The organism is Microbulbifer sp. TYP-18, from assembly GCF_040932045.1.
In the GTDB taxonomy this organism is placed as follows: Bacteria; Pseudomonadota; Gammaproteobacteria; order Pseudomonadales; family Cellvibrionaceae; genus Microbulbifer.
Genome location: NZ_JBFRBC010000019.1, coordinates 46,594 through 66,677, shown reverse-complemented (window position 1 = coordinate 66,677; position 20,084 = coordinate 46,594). Strand labels below are relative to the sequence as shown.

Here is a 20,084-nt window from a genome sequence, read left to right as displayed (position 1 = left end):
TACCGCGCTCCGTTGGCGGCCGCACAATAAAGGAAATTTCATGCTCTGGGTCAAAGCCTTTCACTTAATGACCATGGTTACTTGGTTTGCAGCACTGTTCTATCTGCCGAGACTCTTCGTCTATCACATAGACGCAACCGACGCGCTCAGCCGCGATCGATTCTGCATCATGGAGCGGCGGCTGTACCGGGCCATCGCCATTCCCTCGATGATTGCCACCATACTTCTCGGTATCTGGTTGATCAGCTTTAACCCCTCCTACTACAAAAGCGCCGGCTGGCTGCATGCCAAACTCGCCGTAGTGGTGCTGCTGATCGGCTACCACCATGTCTGTGGCGCCTATGTGCGAAAATTTGCCGCCGGCACCGTGACCAGGAGTGGCCGTTTCTTTCGTATCTTCAACGAGCTGCCGGTACTGGCGCTGGTGATTATCATTCTCCTGGCGGTGGTGAAGCCGTTTTAACCCAGGGGCTCCCGGCCATCACTGTTAACCCGGCAACTTATTTTGGCCGCCGGGTTAACAGTGAAATAGGCGCAAGAAAAACCGGATGTGGCACCAAGGAGAACTATTGACCCGATAATCCAATAAATGATCCTTCAACAGCCTGCCAGGGCTTGTTCGGCAGCCTGCTAGAATAACTCCATGCCATTACAGAGCCAGACCAGCGACCAATGGATACTTGCCAACCCATAGTGCTGACGGTCACCCATCACGATCCCTGTGGCAGTGCGGGTATTACAGCGGATACGGAGACTGCGGCCAGCCTCGGCTGTCACTGCACCTCGGTGGTGTCGGCCATCAGTGTCGGGGACACTGGCGAACTCCTGGGTGTGGCACCGGTGGACGACAGCCTGTTGATCGAGCAGGCCCGCGCTGTGCTGGAAGACATGCCGGTGGCAGCCATCAAGGTGGGCTACCTGGGCTCGGTGGAAAATGTGCGCGCGCTGCACAGCGTCTTGCGGGACTACCCGGATATTCCCCTGGTGATCGACCCGGACGCCACTCTGGCGGACAAAGAGAGTGTGCTGGCACCCCCCCTGTGGGAGGCCACAGTCTCCCTTTTGCTGCCCTACGCCACCATGGTATGCCCCAACCGGCGCGAAGCCAGGGCCATGGCGGTGGAAGCCGACGTTCTGGATGCCATGGCCCAGGAGTTGCTGGAAAATGGCTGCCGCTACCTGCTGCTGACCGGAGTACCCTGCGAACAAAAGCTGCAGAACCGCCTCTACGATGTGCGCGGCCTGATCCGCGAGTTTCACTGGGAGCGGTTGCCACCGGCGGCCTACGGAGTCTGCGGCACCCTGGCCACGGCCATCGCCTGCCATATCGCCCACGGCCTGACCATTATCGAGGCGGTCAGCCGCAGCCAGCAATATGCTTGGAGCGCGATCAGGGACAGCCGCCGCCTGGGCATGGGGCGGCCCATTCCCAACCGCCTCTTCTGGTGCGGGCGCTGAGCCGGTTCGGGTACTCCTCCCCCACCCTTGGCCCGCTACACCCAGGTAAAGCCCACCCACCGCTGACCGACCATCCCGAGCCGGATTCAAACTCAGTTTGTCCTCACAGCCCCTGGCCGCGATAATGATGCGCCGGCTTTTTGGCCTTTTTCCAATTTCCAAATGAATTCTATGAGTAAATCCGAACAGCTTTTCGCACAGGCACAGCAGTTTATCCCCGGCGGCGTCAACTCACCGGTGCGGGCTTTCCGCGCGGTGGGCGGCACCCCTCTGTTTATCCGTCGCGCCGAGGGTGCCTACCTGTACGATGCCGATGACAAGCGCTATATCGACTATGTCCAGTCCTGGGGGCCCATGGTGCTCGGCCACGCGCATCCGGAAGTGATTGAAGCGGTGGTGGAACAGGCCCAGTCCGGTCTGAGTTTCGGCGCCCCAACCGAGTTGGAGACAGAGCTGGCCGAAGAACTCTGCCGGCTGTGCCCCAATATGGATCTAGTGCGCTTCGTCAATTCGGGCACCGAGGCTACCATGAGCGCCATACGGCTTGCGCGCGGGTTTACCGGACGCGACAAGATAGTGAAGTTCGAGGGCTGCTATCACGGCCACTCGGATTCGCTGCTGGTTAAAGCCGGGTCCGGCGCCCTGACCATGGGGGTACCCTCCTCTCCCGGCGTGCCCGCATCCCTGGCGGACCACACTGTCACCTTGAACTACAACGATGCAGAGGGGGTGCGCGCCTGTTTTGAGGAAATTGGCAACCAGATCGCCTGTATTATCGTCGAGCCAGTGGCCGGCAATATGAACTGTATCCCGCCGCTACCGGGCTTCCTGGAAACCCTGCGCGAGGTGTGCGACCAGCACGGCGCCCTGCTGATTCTCGACGAGGTGATGACCGGCTTCCGTGTGAGCCTGACCGGCGCCCAGGGTTTTTATGGTATCGAGGCCGATATCACCACCCTCGGCAAAGTGATCGGAGGCGGCATGCCGGTGGGCGCTTTCGGCGGCAAGCGCGAGATCATGCAACAGATAGCACCGCTGGGCCCGGTCTATCAGGCGGGCACCTTATCCGGCAACCCGGTGGCCATGGTAGCCGGCCTGGAGACACTGCGCCTGGTGGAGGAGCCCGATTTCTACGCGCCGCTGGTGGCCAAAACGGAGCGTCTGGTAGAGGGCGTCCTGGCCGAGGGCAAAGCCGCCGGTATCCCCATCACTGCCAACAGAGTGGGCAGCATGTTCGGCTTTTTCTTTACCGGCGAGCCCCGGGTGACCAACTACCAGCAGGTGATGGCCTGCGACAATGGGCGTTTCAACCGCTTTTTCCACGGCATGCTGCAAGAGGGCGTCTATCTGGCGCCAGCGTCCTATGAGGCCGGGTTTATGTCTGCCGCCCATAGCGATGCGGATATAGAGGAGACGATTGCCGCAGCCCGGCGGGTATTCACCCGCCTCGACTGATTGCCAGCTGGCCGCGCATCCGCCAGGTGGTGGACGCACCCAGGGAATCTATACCCTTACCGAGACAGGGCGATATGGAACCCCGGGCGGATGCACCTGGCTGACATCCAGGATAAGGGAAGCCATCAACTCTGCGGCCTTTTCCCAGGTCAGCCCCCGCAACTGTGCGGCGGCATTGCCGGCCAGTGCCCGGGCCATTGGCACCTCATCCAGTAGCCGGGCACTGACCTGTGCCATTTCCCCCACACAGGATATATCGACGGTGGGTACCGCGGGGACCGCCTCCACGAAACCTACGGAGCGGGACGCCACTACCGGTGTTCCCAGTTGAATCGCCTCCACAGCGGCTATCCCGAATGGCTCACTCCGGGATGGCATCACCATTAGCCGGCTATGGGCCAGAATTTCGGCCACTTCCGCCTGATTCAGGAAACCGTGGAATGACACCCGCTTACCCAAAGTTTCCAGGGCCCGCAGCTGTAGAGAATTCGACATATCCCCCGTGCCCACCATGGAGAACTCTATGGTGGCATCCCTCTGCGCCAACAACTCGGCGGTGGAAAGAAAAATATCCGGACCCTTTTGCGTAGTCAGCCGCCCCACAAAAGTGACACGCCGGGGCCGCTGTTCCAGCGGGGCGGGTAGGGGACGCTTTTCGAAGGCGGGAGTAATTCCATTGTGGACCACGGTGACTTTTGCCGGGTCCACACCAAAAGCACGCACAATACGCCGCTTGGTGTACTGGCTTACCGCCACTATGGCAGCCGCCTTTTCGAAAGCTTCCTGTTCAATCCTTACAATAACCGGGTCCGGACCGGTGGGTGCGCGATCAATCTCAAGCGAATGCACATGCGCAATAAAAGGAATACCGTAGCTTTGCTGCAGCCGCAATGCGGCTGAGAATGTCAGCCAGTCGTGGCTGTGGACCACCGAGCAGGGCTCTCGCCGACAGTATTCGGCCAGTTGCTCCGCATAGGTTCTGGTCTCCACCAGCAACTCATCCGCCCCCAAATAGGCCGAAGCGATCCCTTCCCGCTGACGCTCAGATGTATCCGGCAGTGCCACCCTAACGGCAAGCTCAGGCCTCAGCGCCATTTCCTCGCAAAGCCCCTTGCAGGCGACGCCCAGACCGCCGGAAATAAATGGGGGATACTCCCAGGCCAGAACCAGCACTGGCAGCCCGCCCGCGTTTCCAGCGGCCCTGCCATTTGGGGGAACCACCAGCCTGACTTTATTTTCGGTGGGGCAAAACTGATCACGCATCTCAACGGACATGGAGCACCTCCACCCCAAGCGGAGGAAGCGAAAAGGTCAAGACCTCATCGACGATACTGGCTTCACCCGCCGACCGAAACAGATCGGCGGACAAATCCGGTTCAGAGCTGCTGATACCTGGAACTGACACTTTGTCCTCAAGGGTACAAAGGGTCCGGTTGATCAGCAAAAAAAGCGAAGCGGACAAGTCATGTGCCGGAATCGTGATGCAGACCACCTGTTGGGCGGCAACCTCCAAACAGGAGGACGCCTCGACATCGTATTTCTGGCGGGCCTGCGCCAGCCATGCAATCAGGCGGTAAGACGGTGTTTCTTCGCTGTAGGGTGAATAAGATGGGTGGTTTAGCTCACCGAACAGCCAGATACACTCGGGATTGGGGAACATATCCTCGCGGACATAGCAGTCGTGAGCGACAACGCTATTGGATACCGGATCCCAGTAACTGCCCAGAGAACCTTTAAATTCCTGTTCAGTTCCGTAGTAGATCACCGGCGTAAGGCGCCCCAGCATCAGGGCTGTGAGGCAGAGCTGCATCGCCGCCGGGGCCAGGGTGCCGAACTGTTCCCGCAGGGCGTGCAATATGCGGGTTTGATCCTGGTTGTCCAGAAAAAGATAATCCCCGCTCGATACACCGACCTGCTTGTTCAGCCCCTCAAACCCACTCAAATAGTCGATAAATCTGCAGATTCCCTCACCACTTTCGAGCCCGGAGCGAAGATACTCATTGAGGGGAAACTGCAACATTCCGGAGAAGCCCGCCGTCCGCCAATCCCTCAGTTCCTCTTCTTTGGTCACTGCGTGCTCGGCTATCTGTTCAAAATCTGCCTTGCCGATGGCCCGGGCAAAAAGTTCGACTTCACGGATACACTCTTTCCAGTAATCGGGCTCCACATGCTTGACCGCGTCATAGCGGATACCGTCAAAATCGAACTCGGCAATCAGATACTTGATGTGGGTGATCAGCAGGTTTTGAACCTCCTGCTGCTCGGTTTTCCAGTCCTCGAGCAAGCCAAACAACCGGCAGCGGATTGGGTCCTGAAAGCTGTCCCCGTGAAACAGATCCGCTTGTCTCGCCTCCTCCGGATAGGGAAGCAGCGTAGCGGTGCTAAAAGGGTCCTCTCTTTGCTGGATGACTGGGGGGCCCCAGTCTTTGCGCACCAGGTGGTCCTCGTCACTCTGGGTGTAAAACTTGAACTTGGGGCCCTCCTCCGTTTGCCAGTCGATCATATCCCCAAGGTGATTGCATACCACATCAATCAATACGCGAATGCCAAGCGCGTGGGCACCATCAACAAAGGCCCGCAGATCCGCCGCTTCGCCAATAAGCGGATCCAACATAAAGAGGTGGAGGGGGTGGTACCCGTGATAGAGAAGGTTGGCGTTAAGGTATATGGGGTTGATGAGAATGGTTGTGACCCCGAGCCGATGTAAATAATCCAGACGATCTGTCAATCCCGCCAGATTTCCACCGTGGCGACCAAATGGGGAATGCGCGCTGAGGAAGGACTCTTCAACCACCGGATCGAGCTTGCGGGCGCCGATTGCGAACCTGTCCAGCAGAAGAGAATAGATGATCTCGGATTTCTTGCGCGGCAGCTTACTGGGACTTTTTTTTGGCACCGGACCCAGCAGCCTGCGGTCATCACATTTCCATTCGCGACAGAGAATATCGTCCAGGTTGCGGGGGATCGTATCTGAAATGGCGATAAATCGCGTGAAGGGCAAAATACGAAGATCCGTATCTCTGACTCCCAGACGATATATATAATATCCCGCATCCAGATGAAATTCTGCATCGATGCGGATTCGGTTACCCTCACGCTGAATCTTTGCCGGAATTTCCACGGTACTATCGCCGCACCAGGCGTTGACTGCGAAAACCGGCTCCCCGTCTGCAAACAGAGCGGCATCGACATTGAGCCGGACTACGACCGGCTCCCGGGTGCGGAATATCCATCGGTTGGGCGCGGCTTCGATAGGTTCATAGTCCTCGTCAAACAACCCCATCAGCCTCGTCGGATACCTACACAGCTCCGCCACACATCCACCCTTATTTCAATTATTTTCAGGCATCAAAAGTATGTGCAGATGCGGCGCCATAATCAACTGTTGTCAATAATCCGCCCATCAAACGTCCGCTATCTGGAGTCTGTGTCCAGATTACTGGGAACAGACCCGGGCGACGCTTTTGTCAAGACGCACTGCCCCCGCAACCCCTCAAGATATGGCGCACCGGGAGTCGAGCGGCCAGCGTTACGGCCCCATAGGGGACGACCCGGCCCCGGCCCAAATGACCGTAAATTCGCAGCCACAGCTGGCACAGCCCTGGGCCTGGCGACTAGCCCCCCGCTTCACACCTTTCGATTTCTGTCATCTACACAAGGGGTTTGCCGGGGCAGTTTGGTATGATGGCGACCAGTTGTGGCCACAGATTTTTTGCGGCCCAGTCGATAGCGGAGCGATTTCCCCATGAGCCAGATTCTCAGCCGTGGCGCCTACCCCAACACCCGCCTGCGCCGCCTGCGCGCCCGGGAGTTTTCCCGCCGGCTGGTGCGGGAATCCCAACTCAGTTGTGATGACCTGATTCTGCCCCTGTTTGTGATCGAGGGCCGCAATACTTCCGGGCGGGTAGCGTCTATGCCGGGAGTGGAGCGCCTGAGTGTCGATCTGCTGGCGGACAAGGCCAGGACACTGCAGCAACTGGGCATTCCCGCCGTCGCACTCTTCCCGGTTGTGGATGCCGCCCACAAAAGCGATGACGCCCGCGCTGCCCACGATGCGGACGGCCTCGCTCAGCGCGCTGTGCGGGCGCTAAAAGACGCAGTGCCGGAACTGGGGGTAATCACCGACGTGGCCCTGGACCCCTTCACCAGCCACGGGCAGGACGGCTTAATGGATCACAGCGGCTATATCGTCAATGACGAAACCGTGGAGGTGCTGGTGCAGCAGGCTTTGTCCCACGCCGCCGCCGGCGCGGATATGGTGGCGCCCTCGGATATGATGGATGGCCGCATCGGCGCCATTCGCACTGCGCTGGAAGGTGCCGGCCACACCAACACACTGATCATGTCCTACGCCGCCAAGTATGCCTCCGCCTACTATGGGCCCTTCCGCGACGCGGTGGGCTCCGCCGGCAATCTGGGGGGCAGCAGCAAAGCCAGTTACCAGATGGACCCCGCCAATACCGACGAAGCACTGCACGAATGCGCCCTGGACCTGGCGGAGGGCGCGGATATGGTGATGGTAAAGCCGGGCATGCCCTATCTGGATATAGTGCGGCGGGTAAAGGACGAGCTGCGGGTGCCCACTTTCGCCTATCAGGTGAGCGGCGAGTACGCCATGCACTGCGCTGCGTTTGAAAATGGCTGGCTGCAACGCGAGGCGGTGATTCTCGAGTCACTGCTGGCCTTCAAACGCGCCGGCGCCGACGGTGTGCTCACTTATTTCGCAGAGGAGGCGGCCCGACTGCTGCAGGGCTAAGGCTCAGCCCGCCGCGCCGGACGCAGGTTGGATTTTTCTATTCAGCGGTAACCGCGATGGGCCGGGCCGGCGGATTGCAAGAGTCGCGCATATCAGGGCCACTGGTCATCCTCTGCCGGCGGCCAGGGCTGGGCTTCCTCCACCGGAGCTCCCTGCTGCCGGCTCCGGCGCAGCTCTTCCTGGCGGCGAAACCGCTCTTCAATCAGGCGCCGCTCCTCGGCCGCGCGGCGCTCCTCCTCCCAGTAGAGGTCATCCCGGGTATCACCCTGTTGATCCGACTGCCGGTCCGGCCGCGGCAACTGCAGGGGCTCCTCCCGGTAGTCCGGCGAACCCTGGGGTGCATCGTCCCGGTACAATTGCTCCTGCAGCTGCCTCTGCTGCTCCTGCTGGCGCTGCTCTTCCCCCGGGTCCACCCCCCAGCCAGGGGTCATCTCCTCGATAGGCGCCGCCTCGGTGGAGTCTTTACGGTCAAACAGGTCGCGGAACCAGCGGAAACGATCCCGTGCCACACACTCCGGTGCCGCCTGTAACTGGGTCTCATAGGAGAAGGGGATTTCTTTACCGCCGCGGCAGTAGCGCGGGTCCATATACTGGCCGCGCCGGTTGACCGGCTTGAACTCAACCCCCCGCGGCGCCTCGATGCGACCGTGGCGGTGCGGCAGCTTGCGCATGATGTCGGTCCAGATGGTCAGCGCACCGCTGGCCCCGGTGAGGCTGGTGCGTTCATTGTCGTCGCGGCCGAGCCAGACTACGGCGGTAACATCGGGGGAGAAGCCCGCAAACCAGCTGTCTCGGTAGTTGTTGGTGGTGCCGGTCTTGCCGGCAAAAGCCACACTGTCCGGCAGCGTCCGATAGGCACTGCGGCCGGTGCCCTGGCGCATCACCTGTTCGAGGCCATAGCGCAGCAGGTAGGCCGGCACGGCATCCACGCCCCGGTCGGCGCGGCGGCGAAAATACTGCACCTGCCCGCCATCCGCATCGGAAACCGCCAGCAGGGTGCGCAGGCGCACATTCTCCCCCTGATTGGCGATGGTCTGGTACATGCCGGCCACTTCGAAGGGTGTCAGCTCGGCGGCACCCAGAAACAGGGAGGGCAACCGCGGCAGCTTGGCCTGTACACCGAGGCGGCGCAGGGTCTGCCGCACATTTTCCACCCCCAGGTCCATTCCCAGACGCGCGGCAGCCTGGTTGTAGGACTTTGCCAGGGCCAGGTAGAGGGGTGTCAGGCCGTGGCTGCGGTTGTCGAAGTTGGCCGGCATCCACACCTCGCCATTGTCACCCTCGACGCGTATCGGCGCATCTTCGATGAGGGTGGCCAGGTTGTATTGATAGGGGCGCTCCAGAGCGGTGAGAAAAACCGCCGGTTTGATCAGGGAGCCCACCTGGCGCCGCGCCTCCAGGGCGCGGTTGAAGCCCGGGTAGTGGGGGCGGCGGTCACCCACCATCGCCAGGATGTCACCGCTGTGACTCTCCAGCACCACCGCCGCCGCCTGCAGGGAGTTTTCCCGCAAGCCCCGGTCCTGCTCCAGTTTGCCGGCACCCCCGCTGATGGCCTTTTCCGTCAGCTTCTGCACCGACGGTGCCAGGGTGGTGTAAATCCGCAAGCCGGCGGTGCGCAGTTCCTCGTAGGAATAGTAGGGACGCAGCTCCTCCAGCAACCGCTCGGTGAAAGCGGGATAGGGATTTTGCGCCGAGCCGCCGGCAGCGGCCACTTCCAGTCCTCGGGCCCGGTAGCGCTGGTGCTGCTGGGGTGAGATGAGCCCCTGCTCCAGCATCACATCGAGCACGATATTGCGCCGCGCCAGTGCCCGCTCCGGATGGCGCCAGGGATTGTAGTAGGAAGCACCCTTGGCGAGCCCGACCAACAGCGCCATCTCGTGGGGTTCCAGCGTATCCAGCGGTTTCTGGAAATAGAATTCCGACGCCAGGCCAAAGCCGTATATGGCTCGACTGCCCTGCTGCCCCAGCCATACCTCATTGACGTATTCCTGCAGGATATAGGGCTTGTCGTAATGGATCTCCATCAGCACTGCCATCAGCGCTTCGTTGAACTTGCGCCACAGGCTCGGCTTGTGATCGAAGAATATGTTTTTAACCAGCTGCTGGGTAATGGTGGAGCCGCCCTGCACCACCGTCCCCGCCTTCAGGTTGGCCGCCATGGCCCTGACGATGCCCCGCGGCGATACGCCAAAGTGCGCGAGGAAGTTCTGGTCCTCAACCGCGATCACAGTGTTGGCCAGCATCGGCGGGATATCGGCGAAGCGCACCGGATCCCGGTCATCGCCACCGCCGAGCAATGTGCCGATGCCCGCCGCGTCGAGACGGAACGTCTGCAGCGCACCGCCGCTCTCGTCGGTCAGGTTGCTGAGTTCGTCATTGCGCAGGCGAAACGTCGCCACCGCAGCAGGTTCGCGCCCGTCGGCATGCACGAAGTCGCGCCGCCAGACCCGGTAGTTCATCCCCGAGCGGGACCACTGGCCCGGCTCCGAGAGCTGTTCCACGGGGCGGTATTTTAACGCCGCAAACTCCACCTCCAGCTCGTCCGGCCGCATCACCATGCCCTCCCGGAGGACCAGCGGCCGGGCGAAGACCCGCGCCGGAAGCTGATACTGCCGACTGTCCAGTCGCTCCCGCAGCTGCACGTCCAGGTACACCATATAGCCGGCCAACACCAGCACCCCCACCAGCGCGAGCAAACCGAGGCGTACCATCCAACGGTAGAGTCTGGGGGGTTTGGGCGCTTTTCTGCGCCGGCGTTTCGTCGCTGCCATAGAGATGCAATACCAAGCTTGTGGGTGAACTATAGATAAGGCGTCACCACTGCGTACCCGTGGATTGACCTCGAAGACGGGCGTGGGTTTCACCGCTGCCCGCGGGTGGGCCATTTATAAGGTCTCCTCCCCACAAGTCAAACCCGCGCCTTGCACTCGGCATGGACAACGCCATAATGCGCTGCAATCCCTCTTAAACACACCTCCATCAAAGGACTGTTATGCACCAGTACGACCTCTATGGCATAGGCGCCGCCCTGCTAGATACCGAAATCGAGGTCAGCGACAGCGACCTTCAGTCCCTGGGAGTCGACAAGGGGGTCATGACCCTGGTGGACGACCAGCGCCAGCGGCAGCTTGTGGGAAGCCTGTCTGACCATCTGGTGACGGCCAAGCGCGCCTGTGGAGGCTCGGGGGCCAATACAGTGATTGCGGCCAGCTATTTCGGCCTGCGAACCTTTTACTCCTGCAAGGTGGCGGCGGACGACAACGGCGACTATTACCTGGCCGACCTGGCGCGCGCCGGGGTGCAATATCCGGCCGTCTTGAAGCAGGCGGACGGCGGTGTGACCGGCCGGTGCCTGGTGCTGGTAACCCCGGACGCCGAGCGCAGCATGAATACCTATCTGGGCATCAGCGCTGCGCTGTCCACCAGTGAACTGGACGGCGAAGCTCTGTCGGCGTCGCGCTGGGCCTATATCGAGGGTTACCTGGTGTCTTCCGATAGCGGGCGGGCAGCCGCCATCGCCCTGCGGGAACAGGCACAGAGCGCCGGGGTGAAAACAGCCCTCAGTTTGTCCGACCCGGCCATGGTGCTGCTGTTCCGGGAGGGCCTGCAGGAGATGATCGGTACGGGCGTGGATATGCTGTTCTGCAACCGCGACGAGGCACTGGGCTTTACCGACAGCGACTCCCTGGAGGCGGCCGCAGTGACGCTGCAAAGCCACTGTCACAGTTTCGCTATCACCCTCGGGGCCGAGGGCGCACTATTGTGGGACGGCCAGCAGAGCTACCGGGTTGCGAGCCCCCAGGTCCACGCCATAGACACCAATGGCGCCGGCGACATGTTTGCCGGGGCCTTTCTCTACGGGATCAATCGCGGTATGTCCTATCCTGAGGCGGGCGAGCTGGCCTGTCGGGCTGCGGCACAGGTGGTCAGCCAGTACGGCCCCCGCCTGCGCAGTGAACAACACGGCCAGCTGCTTGGAAACCCGGTTGCGGCCCAGGAGACCGGCGGGCGCTGAACAATCTAGGGCGTGTCCACATTGGGGTCTGTCACTGCCGGGCTTAGGGTTAACAGATCCTTCTCATCCCTCTTCGGGCACACCAAGTTCCGGCAGCGGTGAGGCCGCTGCGATGCCAAACCCCTGGGCAAAATCCACCCCCATATCCCGCAGCCTGGCCTGCAGTTGCGGAGTTTCCACGAACTCGGCGATGGTGCGGACCCCCATGCATTTGGCCAGGTGATCGACGGTACTGACCATGGCACTGTCGATTTCGTCAATCAGCATATTGCGCACGAAGCTGCCGTCGATTTTCAGATAATCCACTGGCAACTGGCGCAAATAGGCCAGTGACGATGCGCCGCAACCGAAATCGTCCAGAGCAAAACTGCAACCGGCGGCGCGCAGCTTGTAGATGAAGATAAGGGCCCGGTCCAGGTTGTCGATAGCGCTGGTTTCCGTGATTTCAAACTGCACCCGGGCGGGTGCCACCCCCGCGGAAGTCAGCTCGCTCAGCACATAGTCCGCCAGCGTCTCATCCCCCAGGCTGATACCGGAGATATTGACCGCATAGCCAAACCCGCCAATGCCCTGCGCCTGCTCCGCCGCCATATACGCGAAGACCTGCCGGATTACCCAGCGGTCCACCTCTTCGATCAACCCGTAGCGCTCGGCGGCGGGAAGAAATCTGCCCGGCGCTATCACATCGCCCTCGCGACTCCGCATCCGCACCAGTATTTCGTAGTGATGCAGGTCCCCGCCCTGTTGCAATGCCACCACTGGCTGGCGGAACAGCAGCAGGCGATTTTCCCGCAGCGCCGCGCCTATCTCCACCACCCAGTTTTTTTCGCGGTGCTGCTCCAGCGCTTTGCGCGCATCGCTGAACAGTTTTACCCGGTTGCGCCCCTGTTCGCGCGCCGCGCGGCAGGCGTCGTTGGCGGACGCCAGCAACTGCCCCGCAGGGGGCGAGCGCCAGTCCACTGCCACCGCGCCAATGGAAACCGCAACCCGGCTCTCGCTGCCATTCCAGTGAAAAACAAAATCCTGTACCGCCTGGCGCAGGCGCGACACAACCGGGCCCGCCTCCTCCACGTCGCGATCCCGCAGCAGAATGGCAAACTCGTCGCTGCCCACACGGGCGAACAGGTCCCTGGCGCTCAGGCAGGACTCCAGCTGCCTGGGCAGCAACGCCAATAGTTTGTCCCCGGCCGCATAGCCCAGGGTGTCGTTGATGAGTTTGAACTGGTAGATATCCAGATAGAGCAGTACCTGGTGGCTGCGCTTGTTGACGCAGGCCACAATTGCCTGCTGCAACTCGCTCTCGAAAAACTGCCGGTTGGCCAGGCGGGTCAGGGTATCGTGGCTGGTCTGCCAGCTGAGACGAAAGGAGAGCCGGCGCGCAGCGGAGGTATCCCGTATCACCAGCACTAAGTGTTGCGGCGCCGGGTCATCCCGGACTGCGAGTATCTGTACCGTCACCTCCAGGGACTCGCGCCCGTCCAGAGGCTTCAGGGCAGCGCGCAGTTCCCGCGCCACCGGCAGCACCTCGCCGCCCGGGTCCCCGGGGTGCCGGCAAACAGGCCAGACACGGTTGCCATCGCTATCCCTGAGGTGCAGGACATCGCCGAGCGGCTGCCCGGGAATTATCCGCACCGCACCACCCAGCATCTCCTGGGCCAAAGGGTTGATGTAGGTCACCAGCCCGCGGTAATCCGTCACAATCACGCTGTCGGCCACCTCCGCCAGCGCCGCATCCGCGGCTGTCAGGCTGAAGCCGGGCGTCTCCGTTACGGCACTCCTGTCCCCCAGGGGCTCGTCGGCAGCTTGCGAATTAAACTCGGTCACGGTGGCAACTTCTTGTCGTTAGGGCTTAGGGCCTGCTGATGAGCACATTTTTAACCACAGCATAAAGGTGAAAGTTCCCCGGCGGGTATCAAAAACCTAAAACTGCCAAGTTCTTCACACCGGGCGCCACATAAACGTCAGCTGTCTTAAGGCCCGGGGTTTTCTCAGCCGTGGGTGCGGAGGAAATTTTTGAGCTTTTCGTCCTCAAAGGCACGCTGCAGGGTGGCGCTCAGCAGGCCGTTGATACGCGCCTCTACCTCGTTTCGATCGGGTTTGATCAGGTTCCTGTCCCTACCGCTGGAACGGTAGCTGCCGTAGTAGGTGGCACCACCAATGGTCACCTGCAGCTGTACCCCGGCACTGGTATCCACCTCTGTGGTAATCAGCTTGTCGGGGCTGCTGTAACGCAGGGTGGTCAGGCTGGCGACAATCTGCACATCCGCATCATCGGCGACCGGCTGGAAAGACCACTGGGTAAAGCCATCCCGCAGCGTATCCGCCATCGCCTGCTCGACATTATTGGCCAGCTGCACCTGTGAGTCGCTCGCATAGACACCGCCCAGTGAGCCCAGACCGCTGCCCTGCAACTGGTTGACGCCGCGAATACTGATGGTGCGCCCCGCCCCTATGGATTCGGGCGCAACAGTCACCTGGGGCCGCAGATCCACCTGCACTGGACTGTGGGCACAGGCCACCAGGGCACAGCAGCCCAGAAACAACATTAATTTATTCATGGTTATCTCCAACCTCTTATGAATTCCGCTATTAACCCGGCGATCCAATAGATGATCCCGCATCCTTTGGATTGTCGCCAAACCTGGCCGGCATCAGCCGTGGTGGTGCTGTTCACCCGTGAGACCGCGAACCGGCACACTGATTTCATATTCATCCCCGTTGGCGAAAAAAAGCCGCAGTGGCAACGCCTCCCCCCTGCGCAGGTGTACACCGTGCAACATCAGGTGCACAGCCCCCGGAGCCATCTCCACTTTGCCACCGGCGGGGACCTTCAGGTATGCCAGGGGGCGCATACGACTGACATCGCCGTCTTTTACCGTGGTGTGCAGCTCCGCAGAGGCCCCCTCCCCCACCAGCTCCACCCGCCGCAGCTGGCGCTCAGCAGCGCCGTCGTTTTGTATCGACAGATAGGCTGCACTCATGGCAGTGCCCGGGACCGTCTCGCGGGCGTAACCCGCTAGGGTCAGTGAGTCGGAGTTTGCCTGCAGGGCGCCGCTGAGCGCCATTAGCACAAATGCCCCACCCGTTCGTTTCATGGTCATGGTTCGCCTCCTGTGAGAATCAATCGCGGGCTCTGCCCCAGCCGGATATCCCCGCGCACCCGGTACCCGGGCACAGCCTCGCGCAGCTGCTGATAAATCCAGCGCCCCTCGGCGTCGTTGCGGGCAACAATAATGACACGGCGACCCTCCCTGCGGATTCTCCCGGCTGCATTTTTTAATAGCGCCAATACTGCCTCATCCCTGTTCGCCAGGGATCCTGCCGGCAGGGGAATCTCGTCGCCGGCCAGGGGGTTCGCACTGGCCCGGCTCCGTTCCCCGGCCAGTTGGGTCCGCACTTCCGCCACCAGGACATTGCCCGGCGCCAGTGCCTCGGCCTGGCTGAGAAAAGCCGTCACCTCGCCAAAGGCACGCCGGCGCAGGGCGTCGCGGGCCCGCTGGACATATTCGATCACCAGCGTCTGGATACCGCTCTCCGCGCGGACATTGCCGGGGTCCAGTTGTAGTACCCGCAGGTAGTGATCGTAGGCGCTGGCGCCGGCCGGCTGGGTCAGGAATCCCTTCTGCCGGGCCCCCTCGGCACGGGAGAGAAAGTAAGCCACCGCGCGCTGCCGTACCTCCTCGGGGGATGGCTGGCGGGGCTGGGCTGGCTCCGGTACCGGCGCCGGCTGAGGTGTGGGCTTGTGCGGGGCGCGAACACAACTACCGAGGGCCAGAGCGCCCACCAGCACCAGTATCCGCCAGGGGCTCTTGCCACCACCTGTCGTAAACGCGACCAAACCGCTCCTCCACATGTTATTTTTTTACACCCGGGCGGCCGTTATACTGCGGCGCTGAGGGGAACCACCGTCCGCCCTGACAGTCCCGGATAACAGACTATACGGAATTTTTACCAGCATGGCTGTGATGACCAAGAGTTTCGGAAAAGTATTCCTCGCCGCTGCGGCCGCTTTTTTTGCGCTGCTGTGCGGCCAGGGCGCCTGGGCACAGGACTCACCCTTCTCCGCTCCAGAATTGACCGGCGTCCAGGAGGTGGAGTTCCTTCCGGTGGACGAAGCTTTTCAACAGGACTTCCTGTTCGGTGCTGACGGTGCCAGTGCCATCTTCCAGATAGCGCCGGAACACTATCTGTACCGCGACAAACTGGCGGTATACCAGGTCGATGGAGGGCGCAAGACACCGCTGCAGCTGACCCTGCCGGACGGCGAAGTCATTTGGGACGAATACTTCGAAAAAGAGACAGAGGTCTACCGGCTGCAGCTGGAATTCCCACTGGCCATGGCCCGGGATGCGAGCACCGCGACCCTGGAAGTGCACTATCAGGGCTGTGCGGACGCCGGCCTCTGCTATCCGCCCCAGGTGCGCCAGTTCCAGCTGGATCTGGATAGCGGCAGCGCCAAACCGGTGGCCGCCGCCGCACCGCCCGCGGGACAGTTCCCCGGCGGCGAGGACAATCTCAACCTGCTGCTGGCAATGGCATTTGCCTTAATCGGCGGTCTGATTCTGAACCTGATGCCCTGCGTATTCCCGGTGCTCTCCATCAAGGCCCTGGCCATCAGCCAGGCGGCCGAGAAGCCCCATCACCGCCACCTGCACGGCTGGGCGTACAGCGCCGGGGTGGTGCTGTGTTTCGTGCTGATCGCCGCGCTCATGCTGGGGCTGCGGGCCGGAGGCGAGGCGGTGGGCTGGGGCTTTCAACTGCAGTCCCCGGTTCTGGTAGCGGTGCTGTTTTATCTCTTTTTCGCCATGGGCCTCAGTCTTTCGGGGCTGACGGAATTCGGTACCCGGCTCATGGGTATCGGCGCTGACACCAGTGCCCAGCAGGGTCTGCGGGGCTCTTTTACCACCGGCGTCCTGGCCACGGTGGTGGCCAGCCCCTGCACCGCGCCGCTGATGGGCTCCGCACTGGGCTTTGCCGTCACCCAGCCGGCCCCGGCGGCCCTGGGGGTGTTCGCTGCACTGGGTGCGGGCATGGCGGCCCCGTTTCTGCTCCTTACCTATTTGCCGTCCCTCACCCGGCGCCTGCCCCGCCCGGGCCCCTGGATGGAGCGCCTGAAGCAACTGCTGGCCTTCCCCATGTACCTGACGGCAGTCTGGTTGCTCTGGGTACTGGGTCGCCAGAGCGGCAGTGACGGGGTGGCGCTGGTCCTCGCCGGGGCGGTCGCTATCGCCTTCGCCCTGTGGCTTTGGCCCCGCCCCCAGTGGCGCTGGACCCGCGGCACAGTCGCGCTCGCCGCGCTCGCAGCCGCAACGGCCGTCCTGCCGCGCCTGGACACCACTAACGGTGCGAAACTGGCCTCCGGGTACTGGCAGCCCTATTCACCGGAGAAGCTCAGCGCCGCGCTCGACCAGGGCCGCCCGGTACTGGCGAATATGACCGCCGCCTGGTGCATCACCTGCCTGGCCAATGAAAAGATGGTGCTGTCGAGCCGCGAGGTGGGCGATGCAGTGCGTGAACTGGACGTGGTGGCCCTGAAGGGGGACTGGACCAACCAGGATCCGCAAATCAGTGCACTGCTGTCGCGCTACGGTCGCACCAGCGTACCCCTGTACCTGGTCTACCCGGCTGGCGGCGGCAAAGCCAAGGTATTGCCACAACTCTTGACCCGCACAGGGGTTGTCACGGAACTCAGGGCCGCAGCGGCGCTGGACTAGGGATGCAAGCTAAGGCTTTGCGCCGGGGTCGCCAGTAAGGCGCAGGACATATCCCCGGCTTGTGGCCGGGAAAACACCACTTTTTGTTACCTGTCGCTCATCAGGCCCTAAGCGATAGCCCCACCCCGAAACCATTCCCCTGTCGCCTCAATAACCGGGCCACTGAAATTACTGCGCCAAACGCCAACGAAAAGCCAGCGAAATGTGGCCAACTTCAAGAAACTGCACTACAGGAATGGACAGAGGGTCACTTTTGCGGCAAACTCCCTCCAGATGGCAATAACCCGCACAGTTCCGTAGGTTTGGCTGCAAGATTGCCGACATTGGCCCAGGTTTTTGACCGTTTGCAGCATTTTCTATAAAGCGATCTATGGCAAAACTTCTACTGCTACACGGACCGAACCTCAATCTGCTCGGCACCCGTGAACCACAAATCTACGGTGCCACCACCCTGGCACAGATAGACGATGCCGCCCGCGCCCAGTGCGCTGCCGCCGGCCATCAACTGCGCTCGCTGCAGAGCAACAGTGAAGCGGACCTGATCCAGAGTGTGCACGGGGCACCTGGGGACGCCACCGATATTATCGTGATCAACCCGGCGGCCCTCACCCACACCAGTGTGGCACTGCGGGACGCCCTGGCAGCGGTGGGCACACCGTTTATCGAAGTGCATCTCTCCAACACGCACGCGCGGGAGGAATTCCGCCGGCACTCTTATTTTTCCGACCTGGCCCTGGGGGTGGTGTGTGGCTTTGGCGCTTACAGCTACACCCTCGCCCTGGACGCCGCGATCCAGCACCTGCGCCAGATCGCTGCCGGCCAGTGACAAAGAACCATAACTGCGAGTAGGTACTATGGACATCCGCAAGATTAAGAAACTGATTGAGCTGCTCGAGGAATCCGATATCGGCGAGCTGGAAATCAAAGAAGGTGAGGAATCAGTGCGCATCAGCCGCGGTGTCAGCGGCGGTGCCCAACCCGCAGCTCCGCTGGCGGTCGCCGCTCCCCCGGCCCCCGCACCGGCTCCCCCGGCTGCGGCGCCCGCAACCTCTGCGGAACCCGTGGACACAGTGCCCGCACTGACGGGCCACGCGGTCAAGTCGCCCATGGTAGGCACCTTCTACGCCGCGCCGAGCCCCGGTGCCGAGCCCTTTGTGAAAGCCGGCCAACAGGTCGCAGTAGGTGACGTTGTGTGCATCATCGAAGCAATGAAAATGATGAACCAGATAGAGGCGGACAAGGCCGGCACCATTGAGAGTATTCTCGCCGAAGACGGGCAGCCGGTAGAATTCGACCAGCCCCTCGTGACCATCGTCTGATCGGGGCTGTTACACATGTTCGACAAAATACTGATCGCCAACCGGGGGGAGATCGCCCTGCGTGTCCTGCGGGCATGCAAGGAGATGAATATTGCCACCGTCGCTGTGCATTCCCAGGTGGACCGCGATCTCAAACACGTGCGTCTCGCCGACGAGTCGGTGTGCATAGGTCCCAACCCGTCACCACAGAGCTATCTCAACATCCCCGCAATTATTTCCGCCATGGAAATCACCGACTCGGTGGCTGTCCACCCCGGCTATGGGTTTCTGGCGGAAAATGCGGATTTCGCCGAGCAGGTGCAGAAAAGTGGCTTTACCTTCATCGGTCCGGACGCAGACGTGATCCGGCTGATGGGAGACAAGGTCTCCGCCATAGCGGCGATGAAGAAGGCCGGGGTGCCGACTGTGCCCGGCTCCGACGGACCACTGCCGGCCAATGGCGAGCGCTGCCTGGAAATCGCCCGCCGTATCGGCTACCCGGTGATCATCAAAGCCGCCGCTGGCGGCGGCGGCCGCGGCATGCGCGTGGTGCACACCGAGGCCGCGCTGCTCAATGCGATCTCCGTCACCAAGTCCGAAGCGCTGGCCGCTTTCGGTGACGGCACCGTCTATATGGAAAAATTTCTGCAGAACCCCCGCCATGTGGAAATTCAGGTGATGTCCGACGGCCAGGGCAATGCCATCCACCTGGGCGACCGCGACTGCTCCCTGCAACGTCGCCACCAAAAAGTGCTGGAGGAGGCGCCGGCCCCCGGTATTCCCGACGAGGTGCGCAAACAGGTACTGGAGTCCTGCGTACAGGCCTGTGTCGATATCGGCTACCGCGGTGCCGGCACCTTCGAATTCCTCTATGAGGACGAGCGCTTCTACTTTATCGAGATGAACACCCGTATCCAGGTCGAACACCCGGTGACGGAAATGGTCACCGGTGTAGACCTGATCAGGGAACAGATACGCGTGTGTGCCGGCGAGAAGCTGTCGCTGAAGCAAGAGGATATAGTGATACAGGGCCACTCCTTCGAGTGCCGTATCAACGCGGAGGACCCGAAGACCTTCTTCCCCAGCCCCGGCAGGGTGAACAACTTCCACACCCCCGGCGGCCTCGGCGTGCGGGTCGATTCACACCTTTACTCTGGCTACACGGTACCGGCCAACTACGACTCCATGATCGCCAAGCTGATCACCCACGGCGAGGACCGCGAAACCGCCCTGGCGCGTATGCGCGTCGCCCTGTCGGAATTGGTGGTGGACGGTATCAGAACCAATATCCCCCTGCAGGAGTCGCTGGTGCGGGACGAGGCCTTCGCCCGGGGCGGAGTCAATATCCACTACCTGGAGAAGAAACTGGGGCTCTAACCCGGCCGAGC

General features: G+C 61.7%; 16 protein-coding genes. 9 read left to right on the top strand and 7 right to left on the bottom strand.

Annotation, left to right across the window (positions count from 1 at the left end):
- The first annotated feature begins 40 nt into the window (after positions 1 to 40).
- From hemJ to hemL, 3 genes are all read left to right on the top strand, one after another.
- Complete coding sequence (hemJ, locus tag ABVT36_RS14660) at positions 41 to 463, top strand: protoporphyrinogen oxidase HemJ (RefSeq protein WP_368457204.1); 423 nt, start codon at positions 41 to 43, stop codon at positions 461 to 463.
- Between the two features lie 209 nt (positions 464 to 672).
- Positions 673 to 1,458 carry a hydroxymethylpyrimidine/phosphomethylpyrimidine kinase gene (locus ABVT36_RS14655; RefSeq protein WP_367149751.1) on the top strand — a complete coding sequence of 262 codons (786 nt, stop codon included), beginning with the start codon at positions 673 to 675 and terminating at the stop codon, positions 1,456 to 1,458.
- 171 nt (positions 1,459 to 1,629) lie between these two features.
- On the top strand, positions 1,630 to 2,913 hold the full coding sequence (hemL, locus tag ABVT36_RS14650; RefSeq protein WP_368457203.1) for a glutamate-1-semialdehyde 2,1-aminomutase: 1,284 nt from the start codon (positions 1,630 to 1,632) through the stop codon (positions 2,911 to 2,913).
- A 48-nt stretch (positions 2,914 to 2,961) separates the two neighbouring features.
- On the opposite strand, the gene ABVT36_RS14645 is transcribed toward hemL, so the two are convergent.
- Together ABVT36_RS14645 and ABVT36_RS14640 are read right to left on the bottom strand one after the other, a co-directional pair.
- Entirely contained in the window at positions 2,962 to 4,188 is a 1,227-nt protein-coding gene (locus ABVT36_RS14645) for a glycosyltransferase family 4 protein (RefSeq protein ID WP_368457202.1), read from the bottom strand.
- Complete coding sequence (locus ABVT36_RS14640; RefSeq protein ID WP_368457201.1) at positions 4,178 to 6,229, bottom strand: alpha-amylase family glycosyl hydrolase; 2,052 nt, start codon at positions 6,227 to 6,229, stop codon at positions 4,178 to 4,180. The genes ABVT36_RS14645 and ABVT36_RS14640 overlap by 11 nt, the downstream gene beginning before the upstream one ends.
- Before the next feature lie 429 nt (positions 6,230 to 6,658).
- Between ABVT36_RS14640 and hemB the strand changes: the two genes are divergently transcribed.
- Positions 6,659 to 7,669: a porphobilinogen synthase gene (gene hemB, locus ABVT36_RS14635; protein WP_368457200.1), complete on the top strand. Its 1,011-nt coding sequence runs from the start codon at positions 6,659 to 6,661 to the stop codon at positions 7,667 to 7,669.
- Between the two features lie 92 nt (positions 7,670 to 7,761).
- On the opposite strand, the gene mrcB is transcribed toward hemB, so the two are convergent.
- On the bottom strand, positions 7,762 to 10,440 hold the full coding sequence (gene mrcB / locus ABVT36_RS14630) for a penicillin-binding protein 1B (protein ID WP_368457199.1): 2,679 nt from the start codon (positions 10,438 to 10,440) through the stop codon (positions 7,762 to 7,764).
- A gap of 221 nt (positions 10,441 to 10,661) precedes the next feature.
- Between mrcB and ABVT36_RS14625 the strand changes: the two genes are divergently transcribed.
- Positions 10,662 to 11,684: an adenosine kinase gene (locus ABVT36_RS14625; RefSeq protein WP_368457198.1), complete on the top strand. Its 1,023-nt coding sequence runs from the start codon at positions 10,662 to 10,664 to the stop codon at positions 11,682 to 11,684.
- Positions 11,685 to 11,747: 63 nt separating this feature from the next.
- Here the strand turns inward: ABVT36_RS14625 and ABVT36_RS14620 are convergent, their stop codons facing one another.
- From ABVT36_RS14620 to ABVT36_RS14605, 4 genes are all read right to left on the bottom strand, one after another.
- Positions 11,748 to 13,508: an EAL domain-containing protein gene (locus tag ABVT36_RS14620; protein WP_368457197.1), complete on the bottom strand. Its 1,761-nt coding sequence runs from the start codon at positions 13,506 to 13,508 to the stop codon at positions 11,748 to 11,750.
- A gap of 164 nt (positions 13,509 to 13,672) precedes the next feature.
- Positions 13,673 to 14,242 carry a YajG family lipoprotein gene (locus tag ABVT36_RS14615; RefSeq protein ID WP_368457196.1) on the bottom strand — a complete coding sequence of 190 codons (570 nt, stop codon included), beginning with the start codon at positions 14,240 to 14,242 and terminating at the stop codon, positions 13,673 to 13,675.
- A gap of 93 nt (positions 14,243 to 14,335) precedes the next feature.
- Positions 14,336 to 14,785: a copper chaperone PCu(A)C gene (locus tag ABVT36_RS14610; protein ID WP_368457195.1), complete on the bottom strand. Its 450-nt coding sequence runs from the start codon at positions 14,783 to 14,785 to the stop codon at positions 14,336 to 14,338.
- Positions 14,782 to 15,522: an N-acetylglucosaminyltransferase gene (locus ABVT36_RS14605; RefSeq protein WP_368457194.1), complete on the bottom strand. Its 741-nt coding sequence runs from the start codon at positions 15,520 to 15,522 to the stop codon at positions 14,782 to 14,784. Before ABVT36_RS14605 ends, ABVT36_RS14610 begins: the two co-directional genes overlap by 4 nt.
- Before the next feature lie 127 nt (positions 15,523 to 15,649).
- On the opposite strand from ABVT36_RS14605, the gene ABVT36_RS14600 reads away from it, so the two are divergent.
- The 4 genes from ABVT36_RS14600 (at position 15,650) to accC (ending at position 20,073) form a co-directional block, all read left to right on the top strand.
- Positions 15,650 to 17,398 (top strand): protein-disulfide reductase DsbD family protein, encoded by a 1,749-nt coding sequence (locus ABVT36_RS14600; RefSeq protein WP_368457193.1) that lies wholly within the window; start codon positions 15,650 to 15,652, stop codon positions 17,396 to 17,398.
- A gap of 370 nt (positions 17,399 to 17,768) precedes the next feature.
- Positions 17,769 to 18,224: a type II 3-dehydroquinate dehydratase gene (gene aroQ / locus ABVT36_RS14595; protein ID WP_368457192.1), complete on the top strand. Its 456-nt coding sequence runs from the start codon at positions 17,769 to 17,771 to the stop codon at positions 18,222 to 18,224.
- Between the two features lie 28 nt (positions 18,225 to 18,252).
- Complete coding sequence (gene accB / locus ABVT36_RS14590; protein WP_368457191.1) at positions 18,253 to 18,717, top strand: acetyl-CoA carboxylase biotin carboxyl carrier protein; 465 nt, start codon at positions 18,253 to 18,255, stop codon at positions 18,715 to 18,717.
- A gap of 15 nt (positions 18,718 to 18,732) precedes the next feature.
- The gene (accC, locus tag ABVT36_RS14585) at positions 18,733 to 20,073 is read left to right on the top strand and encodes an acetyl-CoA carboxylase biotin carboxylase subunit (RefSeq protein ID WP_368457190.1); all 1,341 of its coding nucleotides are present in this window, start codon (positions 18,733 to 18,735) and stop codon (positions 20,071 to 20,073) included.
- Positions 20,074 to 20,084 lie beyond the last annotated feature (11 nt).

What these genes read in the sequence shown, in the direction of transcription:
- ABVT36_RS14625 (WP_368457198.1), top strand. Translation starts at nt 10,662, where the DNA reads ATGCACCAGTACGACCTCTATGGCATAGGCGCCGCCCTGCTAGATACC.
- hemJ (WP_368457204.1), top strand. Translation starts at nt 41, where the DNA reads ATGCTCTGGGTCAAAGCCTTTCACTTAATGACCATGGTTACTTGGTTT.
- ABVT36_RS14615 (WP_368457196.1), bottom strand. Translation starts at nt 14,242, where the DNA reads ATGAATAAATTAATGTTGTTTCTGGGCTGCTGTGCCCTGGTGGCCTGT.
- mrcB (WP_368457199.1), bottom strand. Translation starts at nt 10,440, where the DNA reads ATGGCAGCGACGAAACGCCGGCGCAGAAAAGCGCCCAAACCCCCCAGA.
- hemL (WP_368457203.1), top strand. Translation starts at nt 1,630, where the DNA reads ATGAGTAAATCCGAACAGCTTTTCGCACAGGCACAGCAGTTTATCCCC.
- aroQ (WP_368457192.1), top strand. Translation starts at nt 17,769, where the DNA reads ATGGCAAAACTTCTACTGCTACACGGACCGAACCTCAATCTGCTCGGC.
- accC (WP_368457190.1), top strand. Translation starts at nt 18,733, where the DNA reads ATGTTCGACAAAATACTGATCGCCAACCGGGGGGAGATCGCCCTGCGT.
- hemB (WP_368457200.1), top strand. Translation starts at nt 6,659, where the DNA reads ATGAGCCAGATTCTCAGCCGTGGCGCCTACCCCAACACCCGCCTGCGC.
- ABVT36_RS14600 (WP_368457193.1), top strand. Translation starts at nt 15,650, where the DNA reads ATGACCAAGAGTTTCGGAAAAGTATTCCTCGCCGCTGCGGCCGCTTTT.
- ABVT36_RS14610 (WP_368457195.1), bottom strand. Translation starts at nt 14,785, where the DNA reads ATGACCATGAAACGAACGGGTGGGGCATTTGTGCTAATGGCGCTCAGC.
- ABVT36_RS14645 (WP_368457202.1), bottom strand. Translation starts at nt 4,188, where the DNA reads ATGTCCGTTGAGATGCGTGATCAGTTTTGCCCCACCGAAAATAAAGTC.
- accB (WP_368457191.1), top strand. Translation starts at nt 18,253, where the DNA reads ATGGACATCCGCAAGATTAAGAAACTGATTGAGCTGCTCGAGGAATCC.
- ABVT36_RS14655 (WP_367149751.1), top strand. Translation starts at nt 673, where the DNA reads ATGGATACTTGCCAACCCATAGTGCTGACGGTCACCCATCACGATCCC.